This is a genomic window from Lelliottia amnigena, assembly GCF_019047465.1.
GTDB classification, from domain to species: Bacteria; Pseudomonadota; Gammaproteobacteria; order Enterobacterales; family Enterobacteriaceae; genus Enterobacter; species Enterobacter amnigenus.
The window spans coordinates 1,701,565-1,719,775 of record NZ_CP077236.1; the positions used below are offsets into that span (position 1 = coordinate 1,701,565).

An 18,211-nucleotide genomic window follows, 5' to 3' on the forward strand; every position below is an offset into this window, starting at 1 on the left:
ACGGCTTTAAGACTCCCTCATCTGGTCAAAGGCCCGCCGCTTAAGTAACATGGCGGGCTGACGAATGCATAAATACAGCGAAACGATAGTGGCACAACGAGATTATGTACGTCGCGGCCAGCCGGCACCTTCGCGACGCAAAAAGAGCACCTCACGGAGCAAGAAAAGTAACCTGCCCTCCGTCTCGCCCGCTATGGTCGCGATAGCCGCGGCTGTGCTCGTGGCCTTTATCGGCGGTTTATACTTTATTACTCACCACAAAAAAGAAGAGTCTGAAGCGCTTCAGGGCAACAAAGTGGCCGGTAATGGCCTGCCGCCAAAACCTGAAGAGCGTTGGCGCTATATCAAAGAGCTGGAAAGCCGCCAGCCAGGCGTGCGTGCGCCGACGGAGCCTTCTGCCGGTGGTGAAGTGAAAAATGCCGATCAGCTTACGAATGAGCAACGCCAGCTTCTGGCGCAGATGCAGGCCGATATGCGTCAGCAGCCAACGCAGCTGACCGAAGTCCCGTGGAACGAACAAACGCCACAGCAGCGCCAGCAAACGCTGCAACGCCAGCGTCAGGCACAGCAACAAGTTCAGCAACAGCAGTTGACGCAAACGCAGCCGGTACAGCAACCACGCACGCAGCCGCGTGTGACCGAACAACCGTATCAGCAGCCGCAGCAGCAAACGCGTACCGTGCAGACTCAGCCTGCCCAGCAGCCGCGCCAGGCACCGGTGCAACAGCAGAAACAAACTGCATCAGCGCAGCCGTATCAGGATCTGCTGCAAACGCCAGCGCATAACACCGCGCAGCAGCCGAAAGCGCAGCCACAGCAGAGCGCACCGGTTACGCAGCAAACTGAAGCGCCGAAACAAACGGCCGAGAAGAAAGACGATCGTCGCTGGATGGTTCAGTGCGGATCGTTCAAAGGTGCAGACCAGGCAGAAACCGTGCGCGCGCAGTTGGCCTTCGAAGGTTTTGATTCACGCGTGACCACCAACGGTGGCTGGAATCGCGTTGTGATCGGCCCGGTGAAGGGTAAAGAAAATGCAGACGGCACCATTAGCCGCTTGAAAATTGCCGGCCACACAAACTGCATTCGACTCGCCTCCGGGGGTTGAAACCCCAAAAATCCCCCCCATCTATCATTCTATTCAGCCCTGAGTATCAGCTCAGGGCATCTGTTTCGAATTTGTAACCAGGGGGTCTGCTCGTGACAACAATAGTAAGTGTACGCCGTAACGGCCATGTGGTAATCGCCGGTGATGGCCAGGCCACGCTGGGTAATACCGTCATGAAAGGCAACGTGAAAAAAGTGCGCCGCCTGTATAACGACAAAGTGATCGCCGGTTTTGCGGGCGGTACCGCTGACGCCTTCACGCTCTTCGAACTGTTTGAACGCAAGCTTGAAATGCACCAGGGCCACCTGGTCAAAGCGGCCGTTGAGCTGGCGAAAGACTGGCGCACCGACCGCATGCTGCGCAAGCTCGAAGCGCTGCTGGCCGTCGCGGATGAAAACGCCTCTCTGATTATCACCGGGAACGGTGACGTCATTCAGCCAGAAAATGATTTGATTGCTATCGGCTCCGGCGGTCCTTACGCCCAGGCCGCTGCGCGTGCTTTGCTTGAAAATACTGAGCTGGGCGCCCGCGAAATTGCCGAGAAGGCGTTGGGAATTGCAGGTGATATCTGCATTTACACCAACCACTTCCATACCATCGAAGAATTGACCTCCAAAGCGTAAGGATCTCCCATGTCTGAAATGACCCCACGCGAAATTGTCAGCGAGCTGAACAAACACATTATCGGCCAGGACAACGCCAAGCGTTCCGTGGCAATCGCCCTGCGTAACCGCTGGCGTCGTATGCAGCTTGATGAAGAGCTGCGCCACGAAGTGACCCCAAAAAATATTCTGATGATCGGCCCGACCGGCGTCGGTAAAACCGAAATCGCCCGTCGTCTGGCTAAGCTGGCTAACGCGCCGTTCATCAAAGTTGAAGCCACCAAGTTCACTGAAGTGGGCTACGTCGGTAAAGAAGTGGACTCTATCATCCGCGATCTGGCCGATTCAGCGATGAAAATGGTGCGTGTGCAAGCCATCGAGAAAAACCGCTATCGCGCGGAAGAAATGGCCGAAGAACGCATTCTCGACGTGCTGATCCCACCGGCAAAAAACAACTGGGGTCAGAATGAACAACCTCAGGAGCCGTCCGCCGCGCGTCAGGCATTCCGCAAAAAACTGCGTGAAGGCGAACTGGACGACAAAGAGATTGAAATCGATCTCGCTGCAGCGCCAATGGGTGTTGAAATCATGTCTCCTCCGGGCATGGAAGAGATGACCAGCCAGCTGCAGTCGATGTTCCAGAATCTGGGCGGCCAGAAGCAAAAGCCGCGCAAGCTGAAAATCAAAGATGCAATGAAGCTGCTGATTGAAGAAGAAGCGGCCAAACTGGTGAATCCAGAAGAGCTGAAACAGGACGCAATCGACGCGGTTGAGCAGCACGGTATCGTGTTTATCGATGAAATCGACAAGATCTGTAAGCGCGGTGAATCAAACGGTCCGGACGTGTCTCGCGAAGGCGTTCAGCGCGATCTGTTGCCGCTGGTCGAGGGCTGTACCGTTTCGACCAAGCACGGCATGGTCAAAACCGATCACATTCTGTTTATCGCATCTGGCGCATTCCAGGTGGCTAAGCCTTCCGATCTCATTCCGGAATTGCAGGGTCGTCTGCCGATTCGCGTAGAGTTGCAGGCGCTGACCACCGACGATTTTGAGCGCATTCTGACTGAGCCAAATGCCTCCATCACCGTGCAGTATAAAGCGCTGATGGCGACCGAAGGCGTGACCATTGAATTCACCGAAGACGGTATCAAGCGTATCGCGCAGGCTGCATGGCAGGTTAACGAAACCACCGAAAACATCGGTGCGCGTCGTTTACACACCGTGCTGGAACGTCTGGTCGAAGATATCTCTTATGAAGCCAGCGATCTGAACGGCCAGAGTATTACCATTGACGCAGATTATGTGCGTAAACATCTGGATGCGTTAGTGGCAGATGAAGATCTAAGCCGTTTTATCTTATAATCGCGGTTAATGCATTTTCATCACTGTTGATGGGGGCTAATGCCCCCATTTTTATTGGCTAAATAAAATGACTGATATCAGCCGTACTCAGGCGTGGCTCGAGAGCCTGCGTCCTAAGACATTACCTCTGGCCTTTGCCGCTATCGTCGTTGGCACCACGCTTGCCTGGTGGCAGGGTCATTTCGATCCGCTGGTTGCCGGTCTGGCGCTCATTACCGCGGGCCTGCTGCAAATCCTCTCTAACCTCGCGAACGACTACGGCGATGCGGTCAAGGGCAGCGACAAACCCGATCGTATTGGGCCGCTGCGCGGCATGCAGAAAGGGGTGATTACTCAGGCGCAGATGAAACGTGCGCTGATAATCACCGTGGTGCTCATCTGTCTTTCAGGCCTGGCGCTGGTGTCGGTGGCGTGCAAAACGACGGCCGATTTCATCGGATTTATGGTGTTGGGGCTTTTGGCGATTGTTGCCGCGATTACCTATACCGTCGGCACGCGCCCTTATGGTTATATCGGTCTGGGTGATATTTCCGTGCTGGTTTTCTTCGGCTGGCTGAGCGTGATGGGCAGTTGGTATTTGCAGGCGCATACGCTGATTCCAGCACTATTCTTGCCCGCTACTGCCTGCGGATTACTGGCCGCTGCGGTTCTCAATATCAATAATCTGCGTGATATCGAAAGTGACCGTCAGAACGGAAAAAACACCCTGGCGGTGCGGTTAGGCCCGGTCAACGCCCGTCGCTATCACGCTGGCCTGCTGATGGGCGCGCTGATCTGTCTGGCGCTGTTTAATCTGCTTTCACTGCATAGTCTCTGGGGCTGGCTGTTTGTTCTGGCCGCGCCGCTGTTAGTCAAACAGGCACGTTTCGTGATTCGCGAGCTCAACCCCTCAGCGATGCCGCCCATGCTCGAACGTACGGTAAAAGGAGCATTGTTAACTAACCTCTTGTTCGTACTTGGGATTATTCTGAGCCAGACGCTGAGTTAACTGACAAATATCAATTAACAATTGATGATTTTGCCAACAACGCGTTTAGCGCGATATACTGAACACATTCGCAGCAACCGAGCGTTAAACCTATGAAATACGATACTTCCGAGCTTTGTGACATCTATCAAGAAGATGTCAACGTCGTGGAACCGCTGTTTTCCAACTTTGGGGGACGGTCGTCATTTGGCGGACAAATCATCACGGTAAAATGTTTCGAGGACAACGGGTTGCTGTATGAGTTGCTCGAACAAAATGGCCGTGGCCGCATTTTGCTGGTTGATGGCGGCGGCTCTGTTCGTCGTGCGTTGATCGACGCCGATCTTGCCCGTCTGGCCCTGCAAAACGAGTGGGAAGGGATTGTGGTATACGGGGCGGTCCGTCAGGTTGACGATCTGGAAGAGCTGGATTTGGGCATTCAGGCCATTGCAGCCATCCCCGTGGGTGCAGCAGGCGAAGGCATCGGCGAAAGCGATGTGCGCGTTAACTTCGGTGGCGTCACCTTCTTCTCCGGCGACCATCTCTACGCCGACAATACCGGCATCATCCTTTCCGAAGATCCTCTCGATATCGAATAATGAAAAAAGGCACCGAAAGGTGCCTTTTTTTATGGATTCTTTTGGCCAGCATTTGACTGCTGGGCAATTACGCACAAGATTTCGTGTTGTAGCAAGGCGGCAAACGAAGATATCCCCAGCAGCGTAGTCAACTACGTGACTGGGGTAGCTGAACACAGCCAACGCCGCTACGGCGCGAAAGAAAAAGCGTAATTAGACTTCTTCCATACGTCCGAGCAACGCCTGCAGGCGATCCTGCCAGCCGCTCTGCTGCTCGCGCAGCTGGTGATTTTCGCGCTCCAGCTCTTCACGACCATTCTGAGCAGAATGAACTTCCTGCGCCAGTGCATTGTTCTTTTCTTTCAGTTCTTCGATTTCCATCTGCAGCAGTGTGATGGTGTCGATCGCCTGCTGTACTTTTGATTCCAGTTTCTCAAACACTTCTAATGACATGGTCATACCTCTTCTGAATGGCAAGGCGACGCTTCGAACTTACGCTACATCATTCACATTTCATCAAGGAAGAAAATTGAACAATGGCGTGTAAAACGCGCGCAACATATTTAATGTCGATTGTATGGAGCGCGGCGTCGCCTGTCCAGCGGCACGCCGCGCAGATCGCGGTTTGCAACACTTTTCGGTCTGGTCCTGGTGCATTCGCGCCATCTACCCCTAAATTGTTAATACTTTAGTTAATGAAATGATTCAGCTCACATTTACCTGATACCGCTAAAACACGCTTTATAGCGCGAAAACGCTCATTTTATTGACACAGCACACACATTTTGATTTCGATATTTCTCGTTTTTGCTCGTTAACGATAAATTAACAGCATGTCTACAGGACATCGTGGCTGTCCGCTGTCGCTGCGCTAACAATAAACATTCATCTTTCTTCAGGATTCCGATTATGAGTCAGACATCAACCTTAAAAGGCCAGTGCATCGCCGAGTTCCTTGGTACCGGGTTGTTGATTTTCTTCGGTGTAGGCTGTGTTGCTGCCCTGAAAGTAGCTGGCGCGACCTTCGGCCAGTGGGAAATCAGCATCATCTGGGGTTTGGGCGTGGCCATGGCCATTTACCTGACTGCAGGGGTTTCCGGCGCACACCTTAACCCGGCGGTAACCATCGCGTTGTGGCTGTTTGCCTGCTTTGACGGACGCAAAGTTGTGCCGTTCATTATTTCTCAGTTTGCCGGCGCCTTTTGCGCAGCAGCATTAGTTTACGGGCTTTATTACAATCTTTTCATCGACTTCGAACAGACGCATCATATGGTGCGCGGCAGTGTCGAAAGTCTGGATCTGGCCGGTATCTTCTCAACGTATCCAAACCCGCATATCAATTTTGTGCAGGCCTTTGCGGTTGAGATGGTGATTACCGCTATTCTGATGGGCGTTATCATGGCGCTGGGCGATGATGGTAACGGCATTCCACGCGGCCCGTTGGCGCCACTGCTGATTGGTTTACTGATTGCGGTGATCGGCGCATCAATGGGTCCACTGACGGGCTTTGCGATGAACCCGGCGCGTGACCTGGGGCCGAAAACCTTCGCCTTCTTTGCAGGCTGGGGTGAAGTGGCCTTTACCGGCGCTAAAGATATCCCTTACTTCCTGGTGCCGCTGTTCGGCCCGATTGCAGGGGCTGCGCTGGGCGCATTCGGCTATCGCAAATTAATTGGTCGCCACTTACCGTGCGACACCTGTGTGGAAGATGAGAAAGAAACGACCTCTACCGCACAACAAAAAGCTTCGCTGTAATCTGACTACGGGACACATACTATGACCGACAAAAAATATATCGTTGCGCTCGACCAGGGCACTACCAGCTCCCGCGCTGTCGTAATGGATCATGACGCGAATATCGTCAGCGTGTCACAGCGCGAATTCGAACAAATCTATCCTAAGCCAGGCTGGGTAGAGCACGATCCGATGGAAATCTGGGCTACCCAAAGCTCAACGCTGGTCGAAGTGTTGGCGAAAGCCGACATCAGTTCCGATGAAATCGCGGCAATTGGTATCACCAACCAGCGTGAAACCGCGATTGTATGGGAACGTGAAACCGGCAAACCAATCTACAACGCCATCGTCTGGCAGTGCCGTCGTACGGCGGAAATCTGCGAGAAGCTCAAGCGCGACGGCATGGAAGATTACATCCGCAGCACCACCGGTCTGGTGGTGGATCCGTACTTCTCTGGCACCAAAGTGAAGTGGATTCTGGATCACGTTGAAGGCTCCCGCGAGCGTGCAAAACGCGGCGAACTCCTGTTCGGTACCGTTGATACCTGGCTCATCTGGAAGATGACTCAAGGGCGTGTGCACGTTACCGATTACACCAACGCCTCCCGTACCATGCTGTTCAACATCCACGAGCTGGACTGGGATGACAAAATGCTGGAAGCGCTGGACATCCCGCGCGCCATGCTGCCCGAAGTGCGTAAATCGTCAGAAGTGTACGGCCAGACCAACATCGGTGGTAAAGGCGGCACGCGTATTCCAATCTCCGGTATCGCCGGTGACCAGCAGGCAGCGCTATTTGGCCAGCTGTGCGTGAAAGAAGGGATGGCGAAAAACACCTACGGTACCGGCTGCTTTATGCTGATGAACACTGGCGAGAAAGCGGTGAAATCAGAAAACGGCCTGCTGACCACCATCGCCTGTGGCCCACGCGGCGAAGTGAACTATGCGCTGGAAGGTGCGGTATTCATGGCCGGTGCATCCATTCAGTGGCTGCGCGACGAAATGAAGCTCATCAGCGATGCGTTCGATTCCGAATATTTCGCCACCAAAGTGAAAGACACCAACGGTGTGTACGTGGTACCTGCATTCACAGGCCTGGGCGCGCCATATTGGGACCCGTATGCGCGCGGCGCGATTTTCGGCCTGACCCGTGGGGTGAACTCGAACCACATCATCCGCGCGACGCTGGAATCTATCGCCTACCAGACGCGTGACGTGCTGGAAGCGATGCAAGCCGACTCCGGCATTCGTCTGCACGCTCTACGCGTGGACGGCGGTGCGGTGGCGAACAACTTCCTGATGCAGTTCCAGTCTGACATTCTGGGCACCCGCGTTGAGCGCCCAGAAGTGCGCGAAGTCACCGCGTTGGGTGCCGCGTATCTGGCTGGTCTGGCGGTTGGCTTCTGGCAGAATCTGGATGAGCTGCAGGAAAAAGCGGTCATTGAGCGTGAATTCCGTCCGGGTATCGAGACGACCGAGCGTAACTATCGCTACAGCGGCTGGAAAAAAGCGGTGAAACGCGCACTGGCGTGGGAAGAGCACGAAGAGTGATTTTCCCCCTACCCCTCTCCGAATGGGAGAGGGGTTTTCTGGTTTTCACTCACACTTTCTCTGCCACTTTTTTTTCCTGACCGACTCGTGTTAATCCTGACCGCTTTTCTCCCTCTCCCCGTGGGAAATGGCCGGAGTGAGGGCAACACACCGCACCGCATCAATCCGCACCCCATCCCACTCTGTGATAAACTTCGTACAATTCCTTTTGACTGCACGAGTACCCCATGAAACGTGAACTTGCCATCGAATTCTCCCGCGTCACCGAAGCCGCCGCCCTCGCAGGCTATAAGTGGTTAGGCCGGGGCGACAAAAATATTGCTGACGGCGCGGCCGTTCACGCGATGCGCATTATGCTCAATCAGGTCAACATTGACGGGACCATTGTCATCGGCGAAGGCGAGATCGACGAAGCGCCAATGCTGTTCATCGGTGAGAAAGTGGGCACCGGTAACGGTGACGCGGTAGATATCGCCGTCGACCCGATTGAAGGCACGCGCATGACGGCGATGGGCCAGGCGAACGCGCTGGCGGTGCTGGCGGTCGGCGATAAAGGCTGCTTCCTCAACGCGCCTGATATGTACATGGAAAAACTGATTGTCGGTCCTGGCGCGAAAGGCGCTATCGATCTCAATCTGCCTCTGGCGGATAACCTGCGCAATGTCGCGGCCGCGCTGAATAAACCGCTCAGTGAACTGACCGTCACTATTCTCGCCAAACCGCGCCATGACGTCACCATTGCGCATATGCAGCAGCTGGGCGTGCGTGTTTTTGCCATTCCGGATGGCGACGTCGCGGCGTCTATTTTGACCTGTATGCCAGATAGCGAAGTCGACGTGCTGTACGGCATTGGCGGCGCGCCGGAGGGCGTGGTGTCCGCTGCGGTGATCCGCGCGCTAGATGGTGATATGCAGGGCCGCCTGTTGGCGCGTCATGACGTGAAAGGTGACAGCGAAGAGAACCGTCGCATCGGTGAACAGGAGCTGGCGCGCTGCAAAGCGATGGGCATTGAAGCGAATAAAGTGCTGTCACTGGATGACATGGCGCGCAGCGATAACGTGATCTTCTCGGCAACGGGCATCACTAAAGGCGATCTGCTGGACGGCATCACCCGCAAGGGCAATATGGCCACCACCGAAACGCTGTTGATTCGCGGAAAATCACGCACCATTCGTCGTATTCAGTCGATTCACTATTTGGATCGCAAAGACCCGAATGTTCAAACTCACATCCTGTAAGGTGATTTGATCAATAGAGCTTTCCGGCCCCGCTGGGCTGGAAATCTCTCCGGCAAGAACGGAAGATAGAAACAGATATCAGCACAGGAGATCGTCATGGCGGACTGGGTAACAGGTAAAGTCACAAAAGTAACGTTCTGGACCGATGCACTTTTTAGTATCACCGTTCATGCCCCCATCCATCCGTTCACGGCCGGGCAATTTGCCAAGCTGGGGCTGGAAATTGACGGTGAACGCGTGCAACGCGCCTATTCCTACGTCAATGCGCCGGATAATCCGGATCTCGAGTTTTATCTGGTGACCGTCCCTGACGGCAAACTCAGCCCACGCCTGGCAGCGCTCCAGCCCGGTGATGACATTCTGATGGTCAGCGAAGCCGCCGGTTTCTTTGTGCTGGAAGAGATCCCCGACTGCGACACCTTGTGGATGCTGGCAACCGGTACAGCCATCGGCCCTTATCTCTCGATTTTGCAATACGGGAAGGATCTGGAGCGATTCAAAAATATCGTTCTGGTTCATGCCGCACGCTATGCCGCCGATCTGAGCTATCTGCCGCTGATGCAGGAGCTTGAAAAACGCTACGAAGGGAAGTTGAAAATCCAGACGGTGGTGAGCCGTGAAACCGTGGATGGTGCGCTTACCGGACGCGTTCCGGCGCTGATTGAAAGTGGCGAACTTGAATCCGCCGTGGGTTTACAGATGAATGCTGAAACCAGCCATGTGATGCTGTGCGGCAACCCGCAGATGGTACGTGATACTCAGCAGTTGCTGAAAGATTCCCGGCAGATGACCAAACATTTGCGCCGCCGACCGGGCCATATGACTGCTGAACACTACTGGTAATTAGCGGAAATTCACTTCCAGGGTGTCCTTGCCGTATTTATTCTCGCTCTGGGTGCCCACAAATGCGCCCAGATCGATAAGGGTCATCACAAAAATCACCGTCGGAATGAGTTTCCCAACCACCCAGGGCAGTACCGACGGCAGTATTGCCCAGTTGCCCGCCACCAGCATCCACGCCAGTGGAACCAGCAGCGCCCACAAACCGGAACGGCCCCTGTCATGCAGACGTTTAACGATGACTGAAGCCGTTGGCCACAGCAGACATACGAGTGCAAAAGCCGCCGTTTGGGTGCCCAACCAGTTGCTGTACGCCAGGCCGAAAAGCACCAGCATCGCGACAATCCACGTCACGATCCAAATCCAGAAATCACGGCGTCCAATACGCCCTTTGAATGAAAACAGCCACTGCTGTATGGTCATGTCAGGTTCCTTATTATCGTCTGCCGCGTAGTTTACCCTGGAGTGCCGACCTTTTGACAAGCCGGGCAGATATCGTTTTAATCATGAGCAATGACCGCCAGGGATAATATTGATGAAAAGATGGACTCACCCGATTCTGCTGTGTTTAACGATGCTTATCGCCAGCTTTTCCCTGCTCGCCAATGACGCTTCTCCGCCTGCGACTGCGCCGTATCTTCTGCAAGGCGCGCCGTCGTTCGATCAATCGATCAGTCAGTTTCGTGAAACGTTCAACAAAGATAATCCCACGCTGGCGCTGGGTGAATTTCGCGCGATAGACGGCGCAAAAGACACGCCAACCCTGACGCGTGCAGCGAGTAAAATTAACGAAAATCTGTACGCCTCGACCGCACTTGAGCGCGGCACGTTAAAAATCAAAAGTATGCAAATCACCTGGTTGCCGATTCAAGGCCCGGAACAGAAAGCGGCCAAAGCCAAAGCGTTGGAGTACATGAGCGCCATTTTGCGCGCCTTTACCCCGATTTTGACCAAAGTGCAAAGCCAGCAAAAGCTGCAAAAATTGCTAACCGCCGGTAAAAATAAACGTTACTACGCCGAAACAGACGGCGCGATCCGCTATGTGGTCGCAGATCACGGCGAAAAGGGGCTGACCTTCGCCGTTGAACCGATTAAGCTGGCGCTATCTGACACACTCGGAGGGGCGAATTAATGACAAAAAGCAAAGCCTTTCGAGGGAAAATCTCTATACTGATTCACAGACCATGCTGCCCGACAGGGCGGCCATAATCCTTAATTCGCTTTAGTAGCGTGGAGAATTGAAATGCGACATCCTTTAGTGATGGGTAACTGGAAACTGAACGGCAGCCGCCATATGGTAAACGAGCTGATCGCGAACCTGCGTACAGAGCTGGCTGGCGTGACGGGCTGTGCTGTAGCGATCGCTCCACCAGACATTTATCTGGATCTGGCTAAACACGCTGCTGACGGCAGCCACATCGTTCTGGGTGCACAGAACGTTGACGTTAACCTGTCTGGTGCATTCACCGGTGAAACCTCCGCTGAAATGCTGAAAGATATCGGCGCAAAATACATCATCATCGGCCACTCTGAGCGTCGTACTTATCACAAAGAGTCTGACGAGTTCATCGCGAAGAAATTCGCTGTGCTGAAAGAGCAGGGTCTGATTCCAGTTCTGTGCATCGGTGAAACCGAAGCAGAAAACGAAGCAGGCAAAACCGAAGAAGTGTGCGCACGTCAGATCGACGCTGTGCTGAAAACCCAGGGCGCAAGCGCGTTCGAAGGCGTAGTTATCGCTTACGAACCTGTATGGGCAATCGGTACTGGCAAATCAGCAACCCCTGCGCAGGCACAGGCTGTTCACAAATTTATCCGTGACCACATTGCTAAAGCCGACGCGAAAGTCGCTGAGCAAGTGATCATTCAGTACGGCGGTTCCGTTAACGCGGCAAACGCTGCTGAGCTGTTCACCCAGCCGGACATCGACGGCGCGCTGGTTGGCGGTGCATCCCTGAAAGCTGACGCTTTCGCGGTGATCGTTAAAGCAGCAGAAGCCGCTAAACAGGCTTAATGGCTCGTCCCCTCTCTCCGATGGGGAGAGGGGAAAATCGAAAAGAACCTATAATTTCCCCAGCACGCTGAACCACACATAATCGAGCGGTAGCAGGACCAGCCAGGTCGCCACTGCCAGCGCCAGACACAGCATCATTCCCGCCTTTGCAGGCACTTTCCCGAGCCCCATCGCCACCACAATCGGCGACGCCTGATACGGCAACAGCGGCGTGGAATAACCCAACACCTGAATCATAATCACCGAGAGCAGCGGGAAACCGGTCGCATCGGAAAAACTCTGCGCCAGCGTGGTGTACAACGCCGGAACACCGTTGGCGGTCATGATGAAGTTAAGCGCTGTGGTGATCCCCGTAAGCGCCAGAAAACTGGTAAACGGTTTATCTGCGTCCAGCGGCATCAGACGAAGCAGCGCTTCACCTACAGCGCTCCCTATTCCCGTCTGCGTGACGGTGATGGCCAGCCCCAAAATGCCCGCCACGTAGATGCAGGTGCGCATATTCACGCCCGCCGAAAACTCCTCGCCGGTAATAAAACCGATGCGCGGGAGCATCACCACCAGCGATGCCGCCAGCCCGGTCCACGCAGGGCCAATCCCGTGCCAGCCCTCCGTCACCCACATCACCAGCACCACCGCCAGAAGCCAGGCGAGCCGCTTCTCATCGCGCCCCATCGGTTCCGGGGCAGAAACCTCCTGCGGATGTTTGGGTGAACCGGGAAACAGCCAGCAGATCAGCCCAATCAGAATCAGCCCCTTCAGAATGCCGAGCACCGGCGTATGCAGCAGCAGATAAGGCACGTAGTTCAGGTGGATGCCGTATGAACCTTCTGCCGCGCCGCTCATCACCAGATTGGGCACGTTAGCGGGTAGAATGGTTGCAGAAAGCTGGAACGTGCCAAAACCCACCGCCAGCGCCAGACCAAACCACGCACGCGAGCCGTCCGCGATGCTGGCCCGTTTCGCCATCGCCGCCACAATCGGCATCAGAAGCGCGATACGGCCCATGTTCGACGGCATCACGAATGCCAGGGCATAACTCAGCAGCACCACGCTTGCCACCATCAACACCCACGAATCGGTCAATTTTGCCGATAGCGCTCGCGCCGCCCTGTCCGCCAGGCCAGTTTTGCGAATCGCCACGCCGAGTACAAATCCGCTAAAGACAAGCCAGAAGGCCGATGATGCAAAGCCCCCAAAAATGACATCCGCTGGGGCAATTTTGGCGATCATCGCCGCCGTAAAGAACAGCAGCGCGGTGATAAATTCCGGCAGGAGCGAGGTCGCCCACAGCACGATAGTGATGCCAACAATGACCGAGGGCAGAAAAAGAGGGTGAGTAAACCAGAGCGACATACCTGTCTCCTGTCGAATTTTTCAGCAAGTCTACGGCGACAGGCAGTACGAGTAAACGCTATTTATGGTGGGGTCAATTCAGGATATCGCATTGATGATCCTGTAATTCCTCAGCAGATGCGCGGTTAAGCACCAGTAAATTTCGCTCGGTCGCCAGCAGCACAAACGAACCGTCGGACTGCTGCGCCATCGCCATGGCAAACCGCCCCATGTGCTCACGCGCTTCCGGCAGTTCTTGCGCCAGCATCATAAACGGGCTGTGTTTTACCAGCTCGGCTTCCGTCACCCGTCGCGCAAGATACTCATGCCCCTCCAGGCCGCCAGGAAACGGCAGCCACTGCGTGCTAATTTGTCCCTGATTCGCGTCCAGCTTTTCGCGCACATCGGCACCCAGGCAGGAAATGTGAATATGAAAATGATTTTGCGTGCGCCCGGTTGGCGAATTGATCGTGAGCGAGATGGCGCTATCCGGCACTTCCACACCGCGCTTCATGCTCATAAAGTTGCGCGACTGCCACGCCAGCCAGAAGAAATTCGGCGTCTGCGGCTCGGTCAGCAGCGGGCTTTCGGTGCCGTTGATACGGTAAGTTGGCATCAGCAGGTATTGCAGCGGCCCGTTGCGATCTTTAAACACGACGTAACCGGCATCCGGTTTAACCTGCGCGCACGGCGCGGGATTGCGGTGCTGCTGCTGATTCACAAGACACTGTTCGAGAACGATATGGCGCAATGCGTCAGGATTACCGGACTTCATCCAGAACCAGCCGCCCGCGACAGCCACGCTGACCACCAGTACCAGTACGATAAGTTTTTTCATCACGCATTCCCTGTATCCAGTTGAAGCGAAAGAGTAACGCAAAATGATGACCAAATAAAAACCCGGCGGATTTCTCGCGCCGGGTCTCTTGTCATGCGGGTTGAACGCTTAGCGTTTGCTGATCTGGTCGAAGGTGCCGCCGTTAGAGAAGTGCTCTTTCTGTGCTTTCGCCCAGCCGCCGAACTCTTCATCAATGGTGAACAGCTTCAGTTTCGGGAACGCGCTGTCATATTTCTTCGCTACGTCCGGGTCACGTGGGCGATAGAAGTTTTTCGCCGCGATTTCCTGGCCTTCTGGAGAGTACAGGTACTTCAGATAGGCTTCGGCCACCGTTTTGGTGTCTTTTTTCTCAACCACTTTATCGACGATAGAAACGGTTGGTTCCGCCAGAATAGATTCGCTCGGGGTGACAATTTCGAACTTATCTTTATCCAGTTCATGGGTTGCCAGCAGCGCTTCGTTTTCCCATGCAATCAGCACATCGCCAATGCCGCGTTCTACGAAGGTATTGGTTGCGCCGCGCGCGCCGGAATCCAGCACTTCGACATTTTTGAACAGGGATTTAACGAAATCCTGTGCTTTAGCCTGATCACCGTTGTTGTGATGCAGCGCGTAGCCCCAGGCCGCCAGGTAGTTCCAGCGTGCGCCACCGGAGCTTTTCGGGTTGGGGGTGATCACGGAAACGCCGGGTTTAATCAGATCGTTCCAGTCATGAATCTGTTTGGGATTACCTTTACGTACCAGGAAAACGATGGTGGAGGTATACGGCGCAGAGTTGTCCGGCAGACGTTTAATCCAGTTTTTATCAATACGACCACGCTCAGCGATGGCGTCTACATCGTAGGCCAGCGCCAGGGTGACCACATCAGCTTCAATACCGTTAATGACGGACGTAGCCTGTTTTCCGGAGCCGCCATGCGACTGGCGAATCACCACGTTATCGCCGGTCTCTTGCTTGTAATGCGCCGCGAACGCTTTGTTGTATTGATCGTAAAGCTCACGCGTCGGATCGTACGACACGTTCAGTAACTGGATGTCTTTTGCCAGAACGCTGGTCGATGCCAGCAATAACGTTAATCCCACGCCCCATTTGTTCATCGCCCAACTCTCTTGTGTAGTGTTTTGATGAATGCAGGTTGCCAGAAAGGATTATGACGATAAAAGAATAAAAAAAGATTGGCTATAACTTAGGGGAATAAACAGCCCTCTCCAGATAGAGAGGGCGAAGAGATCAATACAGTTTTTTCGCGCAGTCCAGCCAGTCACCTTTGAACGGACGCTTCATGCTTTCGATCGCGTCAACGATGTCATGGTGAACCAGTTTTTCGTTCTGAATACCGACGCAACGGCCGCCATGACCCTGCAGCAGCAGGTCGATAGCGTATGCGCCCATGCGGGAGGCCAGAATACGGTCGTAAGGACCCGGGGAACCGCCGCGCTGGATGTGACCCAGAACCGTGGCACGCGTTTCGCGCTTGGTTTCGGTTTCGATGTATTTTGCCAGCTCGTCCACATCACAGATGTGTTCAGTGATCGCGACGATGGCGTGTTTTTTGCCTTTCGCGATACCGGCTTTGATTTCGTTGACCAGGTCTTCACGGCTGAACTCGACTTCAGGCACTACGATGAACTCGCAGCCGCCAGCAATGGCCGCAGCCAGCGTCAGGTCCCCGCAGTAACGGCCCATCACTTCAACGATGGAAATACGCTGGTGAGAAGAAGAGGTGTCACGCAGACGGTCAATCGCTTCAACAACCGTCCCGAGGGCCGTGAAGAAGCCGATGGTGTAGTCGGTGCCTTTGATGTCGTTATCGATAGTGCCCGGCAGACCGATACATGGGAAACCCATTTCAGTCAGGCGTTTGGCGCCCATATAAGAACCGTCACCGCCGATAACCACTAACGCGTCCAGGCCGCGTTTTTTCATGTTTTCGATAGCCACCTGACGGATGTGCTCTTCGCGGAATTCCGGGAAGCGCGCGGAACCCAGGAAGGTGCCGCCACGGTTAATCATGTCAGATACGCTGTAGCGATCGAGCTGGACCATACGGTCTTCATACAGACCCAGATAACCGTCATAAACGCCAAAAATTTCCAGACCTTCCGTCAACGCTGCACGCACAACACCACGAATTGCCGCGTTCATGCCTGGGGCATCACCGCCGCTTGTCAACACACCGATTTTCTTAATCATGACTACCTCTGAACTTAGGAATGCAAAAATGAAATCTGTTGCCGGAAGAGGTCTATACCCTACATAGTTCAATTTGCAGAAAAGCGCAGACTACGCGCATGCAACTTGAAATATGACGGGTCTATTCAACCAACCAATACTGCAAATAGTATATCAACCACTTCCAGCTGAATTGATTCAGGTCAGCCCCAATGGGGGTAATTTATCCACAAAATGCTGGCCTGGCTCACTTTTTTACAACGAATTACGAAAGCTCAAATGTCCTGGTACGACCGAGCAGGGATCCTGGTGAATAATGACGTCCGAACCCGGGAAACGCTGCAAAATCGCCTGTTCAACCTGCTCAGCAATCACATGCGCCTGAACCAGCGGCAGGTTATCTTCCATTTCTAAATGAATCTGAATAAAGCGGGTCGGCCCTGACTGCCGCGTACGAAGATCGTGAGCACCACTGACGCCCGGCCAGGTGGTGACGATATTAAAGATGTCTGCTCGTTCTGCATCGGGAAGCGCGCGGTCAAGAAGCGATTGCACAGCTTCATAACCCATATGTAAGGCGCTGTATAAAATATAGATCCCAATCCCTAACGCAAATAACGCGTCGGCACGATGCCATCCATACCATGCGAGTCCGAGCGCAACAAGAATCGCACCATTCATCATAACATCAGACTGATAATGAAGCATATCCGCCCGTACCGCCTGACTTTGGGTTTTGCGAACAACCCAGCGTTGGAACGTTACCAGAACAATTGTGCTAATAAGTGCTATTACCGTGACGACCACGCCAACACCCGGATCTTTCATCGGAACGGGTGATATCAAATTCTGAATACCGGTTAAAAAGAGAAATAACGCAGAACCAGAAATAAACATACTTTGCGCCAGCGCGGCGAGTGATTCCGCTTTGCCGTGGCCGAAAGTGTGTTCATCATCCGCGGGTTGCAACGAGTAGCGCACCACCAGCAGATTGGTTAACGACGCGGCGATATCGACGAGGGAATCCACCAGCGCCGCCAGAATACTGACCGAGCCGGTATACCACCATGCAAAGATTTTGATGATGAGCAAACACGACGCCATAACCGTCGCGGCGATTGCGGCGCGGCTCACCAGCCGGCCATAAGAATGATTCATACATGCTCCTGTCATGCCATGCCGCTAGTATAACGGATGCATCAGCAGGTAAAGCATGAATAAACGGTTAACAAATCAGAATGAAAGGCAAAAAAAACCCCCTCATCATGAGGGGGAAGACAGGGATGGTGTCTATGGCAAGGAAAACAGGGTCTACTGGTTACTACGGGTATTGCTACTGAAAAACGTCATCTCAGCGCTTTGTTGCATCCGGGCAACCTCACGCAACTCATCCATTCGTTGCTGATGTTTCTCGTTCAAAACCGCTTGCTGCTCGGGCGATAGCAGGTGGAACATTTGGTTGCGAACCCTGGCCATCTCGACCTGGCGGGCCACTTGTTCCTGTGCCATCTTTTGTGCCTGAGCGCGTACAGCGCTTTCGTCAAAATTTTCTGCAGTGACAAGGCTATGCATTGTCTCTATTTCGCTAACATTAACAGGGGGCTGATCGTGTCTTGCCCTGTGCATCAGATCTCGCATCTGTTGACGCTGGTGTTCAGTTAAATTTATGCCGTCAAACATATGGCTCTGGCCACTGTGCTGCGTAATGCCCTCAGCTGAGGACCCGTTAACGCCGGTGATGACTCCAGCAGCCTGGCTTAAAGCACTAAACGCCAGCGTTGAGGCCATGACGGCAGCGGTAACTTTGCGCATCACTTGCTCCCAAAAATCTTTCGTGTCGCGATTCAACGAAGACAGATTACGATACGTGCTGCAAACAT

At 54.0% G+C, this 18,211-nt stretch carries 19 protein-coding genes; 11 read left to right on the forward strand and 8 right to left on the reverse strand.

The features are described 5' to 3' along the window. Positions 1-88 precede the first annotated feature (88 nt). From ftsN to rraA, 5 genes are all read left to right on the forward strand, one after another. Positions 89-1,105 carry a cell division protein FtsN gene (ftsN, locus tag I6L74_RS07975; protein ID WP_059180617.1) on the forward strand — a complete coding sequence of 339 codons (1,017 nt, stop codon included), beginning with the start codon at positions 89-91 and terminating at the stop codon, positions 1,103-1,105. Positions 1,106-1,197: 92 nt separating this feature from the next. Next, positions 1,198-1,728 carry an ATP-dependent protease subunit HslV gene (gene hslV / locus I6L74_RS07980; protein WP_059180599.1) on the forward strand — a complete coding sequence of 177 codons (531 nt, stop codon included), beginning with the start codon at positions 1,198-1,200 and terminating at the stop codon, positions 1,726-1,728. Between the two features lie 9 nt (positions 1,729-1,737). Next, positions 1,738-3,069, forward strand: a complete 1,332-nt coding sequence (gene hslU / locus I6L74_RS07985) for an ATP-dependent protease ATPase subunit HslU (protein WP_059180598.1) — start codon at positions 1,738-1,740, stop codon at positions 3,067-3,069. A gap of 67 nt (positions 3,070-3,136) precedes the next feature. After that, positions 3,137-4,057, forward strand: coding sequence for a 1,4-dihydroxy-2-naphthoate polyprenyltransferase (menA, locus tag I6L74_RS07990; protein ID WP_059180597.1), 921 nt, complete (start codon positions 3,137-3,139; stop codon positions 4,055-4,057). A gap of 92 nt (positions 4,058-4,149) precedes the next feature. Next, a complete protein-coding gene (gene rraA, locus I6L74_RS07995) occupies positions 4,150-4,635 on the forward strand; it encodes a ribonuclease E activity regulator RraA (RefSeq protein WP_015961003.1) in 486 nt (161 codons plus the stop codon). Between the two features lie 192 nt (positions 4,636-4,827). Here the strand turns inward: rraA and zapB are convergent, their stop codons facing one another. After that, entirely contained in the window at positions 4,828-5,073 is a 246-nt protein-coding gene (zapB, locus tag I6L74_RS08000; RefSeq protein ID WP_096759555.1) for a septal ring assembly protein ZapB, read from the reverse strand. Between the two features lie 450 nt (positions 5,074-5,523). Between zapB and I6L74_RS08005 the strand changes: the two genes are divergently transcribed. From I6L74_RS08005 to fpr, 4 genes are all read left to right on the forward strand, one after another. Continuing rightward, positions 5,524-6,369: an MIP/aquaporin family protein gene (locus I6L74_RS08005; protein WP_015961005.1), complete on the forward strand. Its 846-nt coding sequence runs from the start codon at positions 5,524-5,526 to the stop codon at positions 6,367-6,369. Between the two features lie 21 nt (positions 6,370-6,390). Next, positions 6,391-7,899: a glycerol kinase GlpK gene (gene glpK / locus I6L74_RS08010; protein WP_059180596.1), complete on the forward strand. Its 1,509-nt coding sequence runs from the start codon at positions 6,391-6,393 to the stop codon at positions 7,897-7,899. Between the two features lie 227 nt (positions 7,900-8,126). Next, on the forward strand, positions 8,127-9,137 hold the full coding sequence (gene glpX, locus I6L74_RS08015; protein WP_059180595.1) for a class II fructose-bisphosphatase: 1,011 nt from the start codon (positions 8,127-8,129) through the stop codon (positions 9,135-9,137). A gap of 96 nt (positions 9,138-9,233) precedes the next feature. After that, on the forward strand, positions 9,234-9,980 hold the full coding sequence (fpr, locus tag I6L74_RS08020) for a ferredoxin--NADP(+) reductase (RefSeq protein WP_059180594.1): 747 nt from the start codon (positions 9,234-9,236) through the stop codon (positions 9,978-9,980). On the opposite strand, the gene I6L74_RS08025 is transcribed toward fpr, so the two are convergent. After that, positions 9,981-10,400 carry a DUF805 domain-containing protein gene (locus I6L74_RS08025; protein ID WP_059180593.1) on the reverse strand — a complete coding sequence of 140 codons (420 nt, stop codon included), beginning with the start codon at positions 10,398-10,400 and terminating at the stop codon, positions 9,981-9,983. 112 nt (positions 10,401-10,512) lie between these two features. On the opposite strand from I6L74_RS08025, the gene I6L74_RS08030 reads away from it, so the two are divergent. Further along, positions 10,513-11,109 carry a DUF1454 family protein gene (locus I6L74_RS08030; RefSeq protein ID WP_059180592.1) on the forward strand — a complete coding sequence of 199 codons (597 nt, stop codon included), beginning with the start codon at positions 10,513-10,515 and terminating at the stop codon, positions 11,107-11,109. Between the two features lie 111 nt (positions 11,110-11,220). Beyond that, positions 11,221-11,988 (forward strand): triose-phosphate isomerase, encoded by a 768-nt coding sequence (gene tpiA, locus I6L74_RS08035; protein WP_059180591.1) that lies wholly within the window; start codon positions 11,221-11,223, stop codon positions 11,986-11,988. A 48-nt stretch (positions 11,989-12,036) separates the two neighbouring features. On the opposite strand, the gene I6L74_RS08040 is transcribed toward tpiA, so the two are convergent. From I6L74_RS08040 to cpxP, 6 genes are all read right to left on the reverse strand, one after another. Then, positions 12,037-13,341: an SLC13 family permease gene (locus I6L74_RS08040; protein ID WP_059180590.1), complete on the reverse strand. Its 1,305-nt coding sequence runs from the start codon at positions 13,339-13,341 to the stop codon at positions 12,037-12,039. 73 nt (positions 13,342-13,414) lie between these two features. Next, positions 13,415-14,158, reverse strand: coding sequence for a CDP-diacylglycerol diphosphatase (locus I6L74_RS08045; protein ID WP_059180589.1), 744 nt, complete (start codon positions 14,156-14,158; stop codon positions 13,415-13,417). Positions 14,159-14,266: 108 nt separating this feature from the next. After that, positions 14,267-15,256 carry a sulfate ABC transporter substrate-binding protein gene (locus tag I6L74_RS08050; RefSeq protein WP_059180588.1) on the reverse strand — a complete coding sequence of 330 codons (990 nt, stop codon included), beginning with the start codon at positions 15,254-15,256 and terminating at the stop codon, positions 14,267-14,269. 133 nt (positions 15,257-15,389) lie between these two features. Further along, a complete protein-coding gene (pfkA, locus tag I6L74_RS08055) occupies positions 15,390-16,352 on the reverse strand; it encodes a 6-phosphofructokinase (RefSeq protein ID WP_015961015.1) in 963 nt (320 codons plus the stop codon). 234 nt (positions 16,353-16,586) lie between these two features. Next, the gene (fieF, locus tag I6L74_RS08060) at positions 16,587-17,489 is read right to left on the reverse strand and encodes a CDF family cation-efflux transporter FieF (protein WP_059180587.1); all 903 of its coding nucleotides are present in this window, start codon (positions 17,487-17,489) and stop codon (positions 16,587-16,589) included. 153 nt (positions 17,490-17,642) lie between these two features. Continuing rightward, positions 17,643-18,143, reverse strand: a complete 501-nt coding sequence (gene cpxP, locus I6L74_RS08065; protein WP_059180586.1) for a cell-envelope stress modulator CpxP — start codon at positions 18,141-18,143, stop codon at positions 17,643-17,645. Positions 18,144-18,211: the final 68 nt, after the last annotated feature.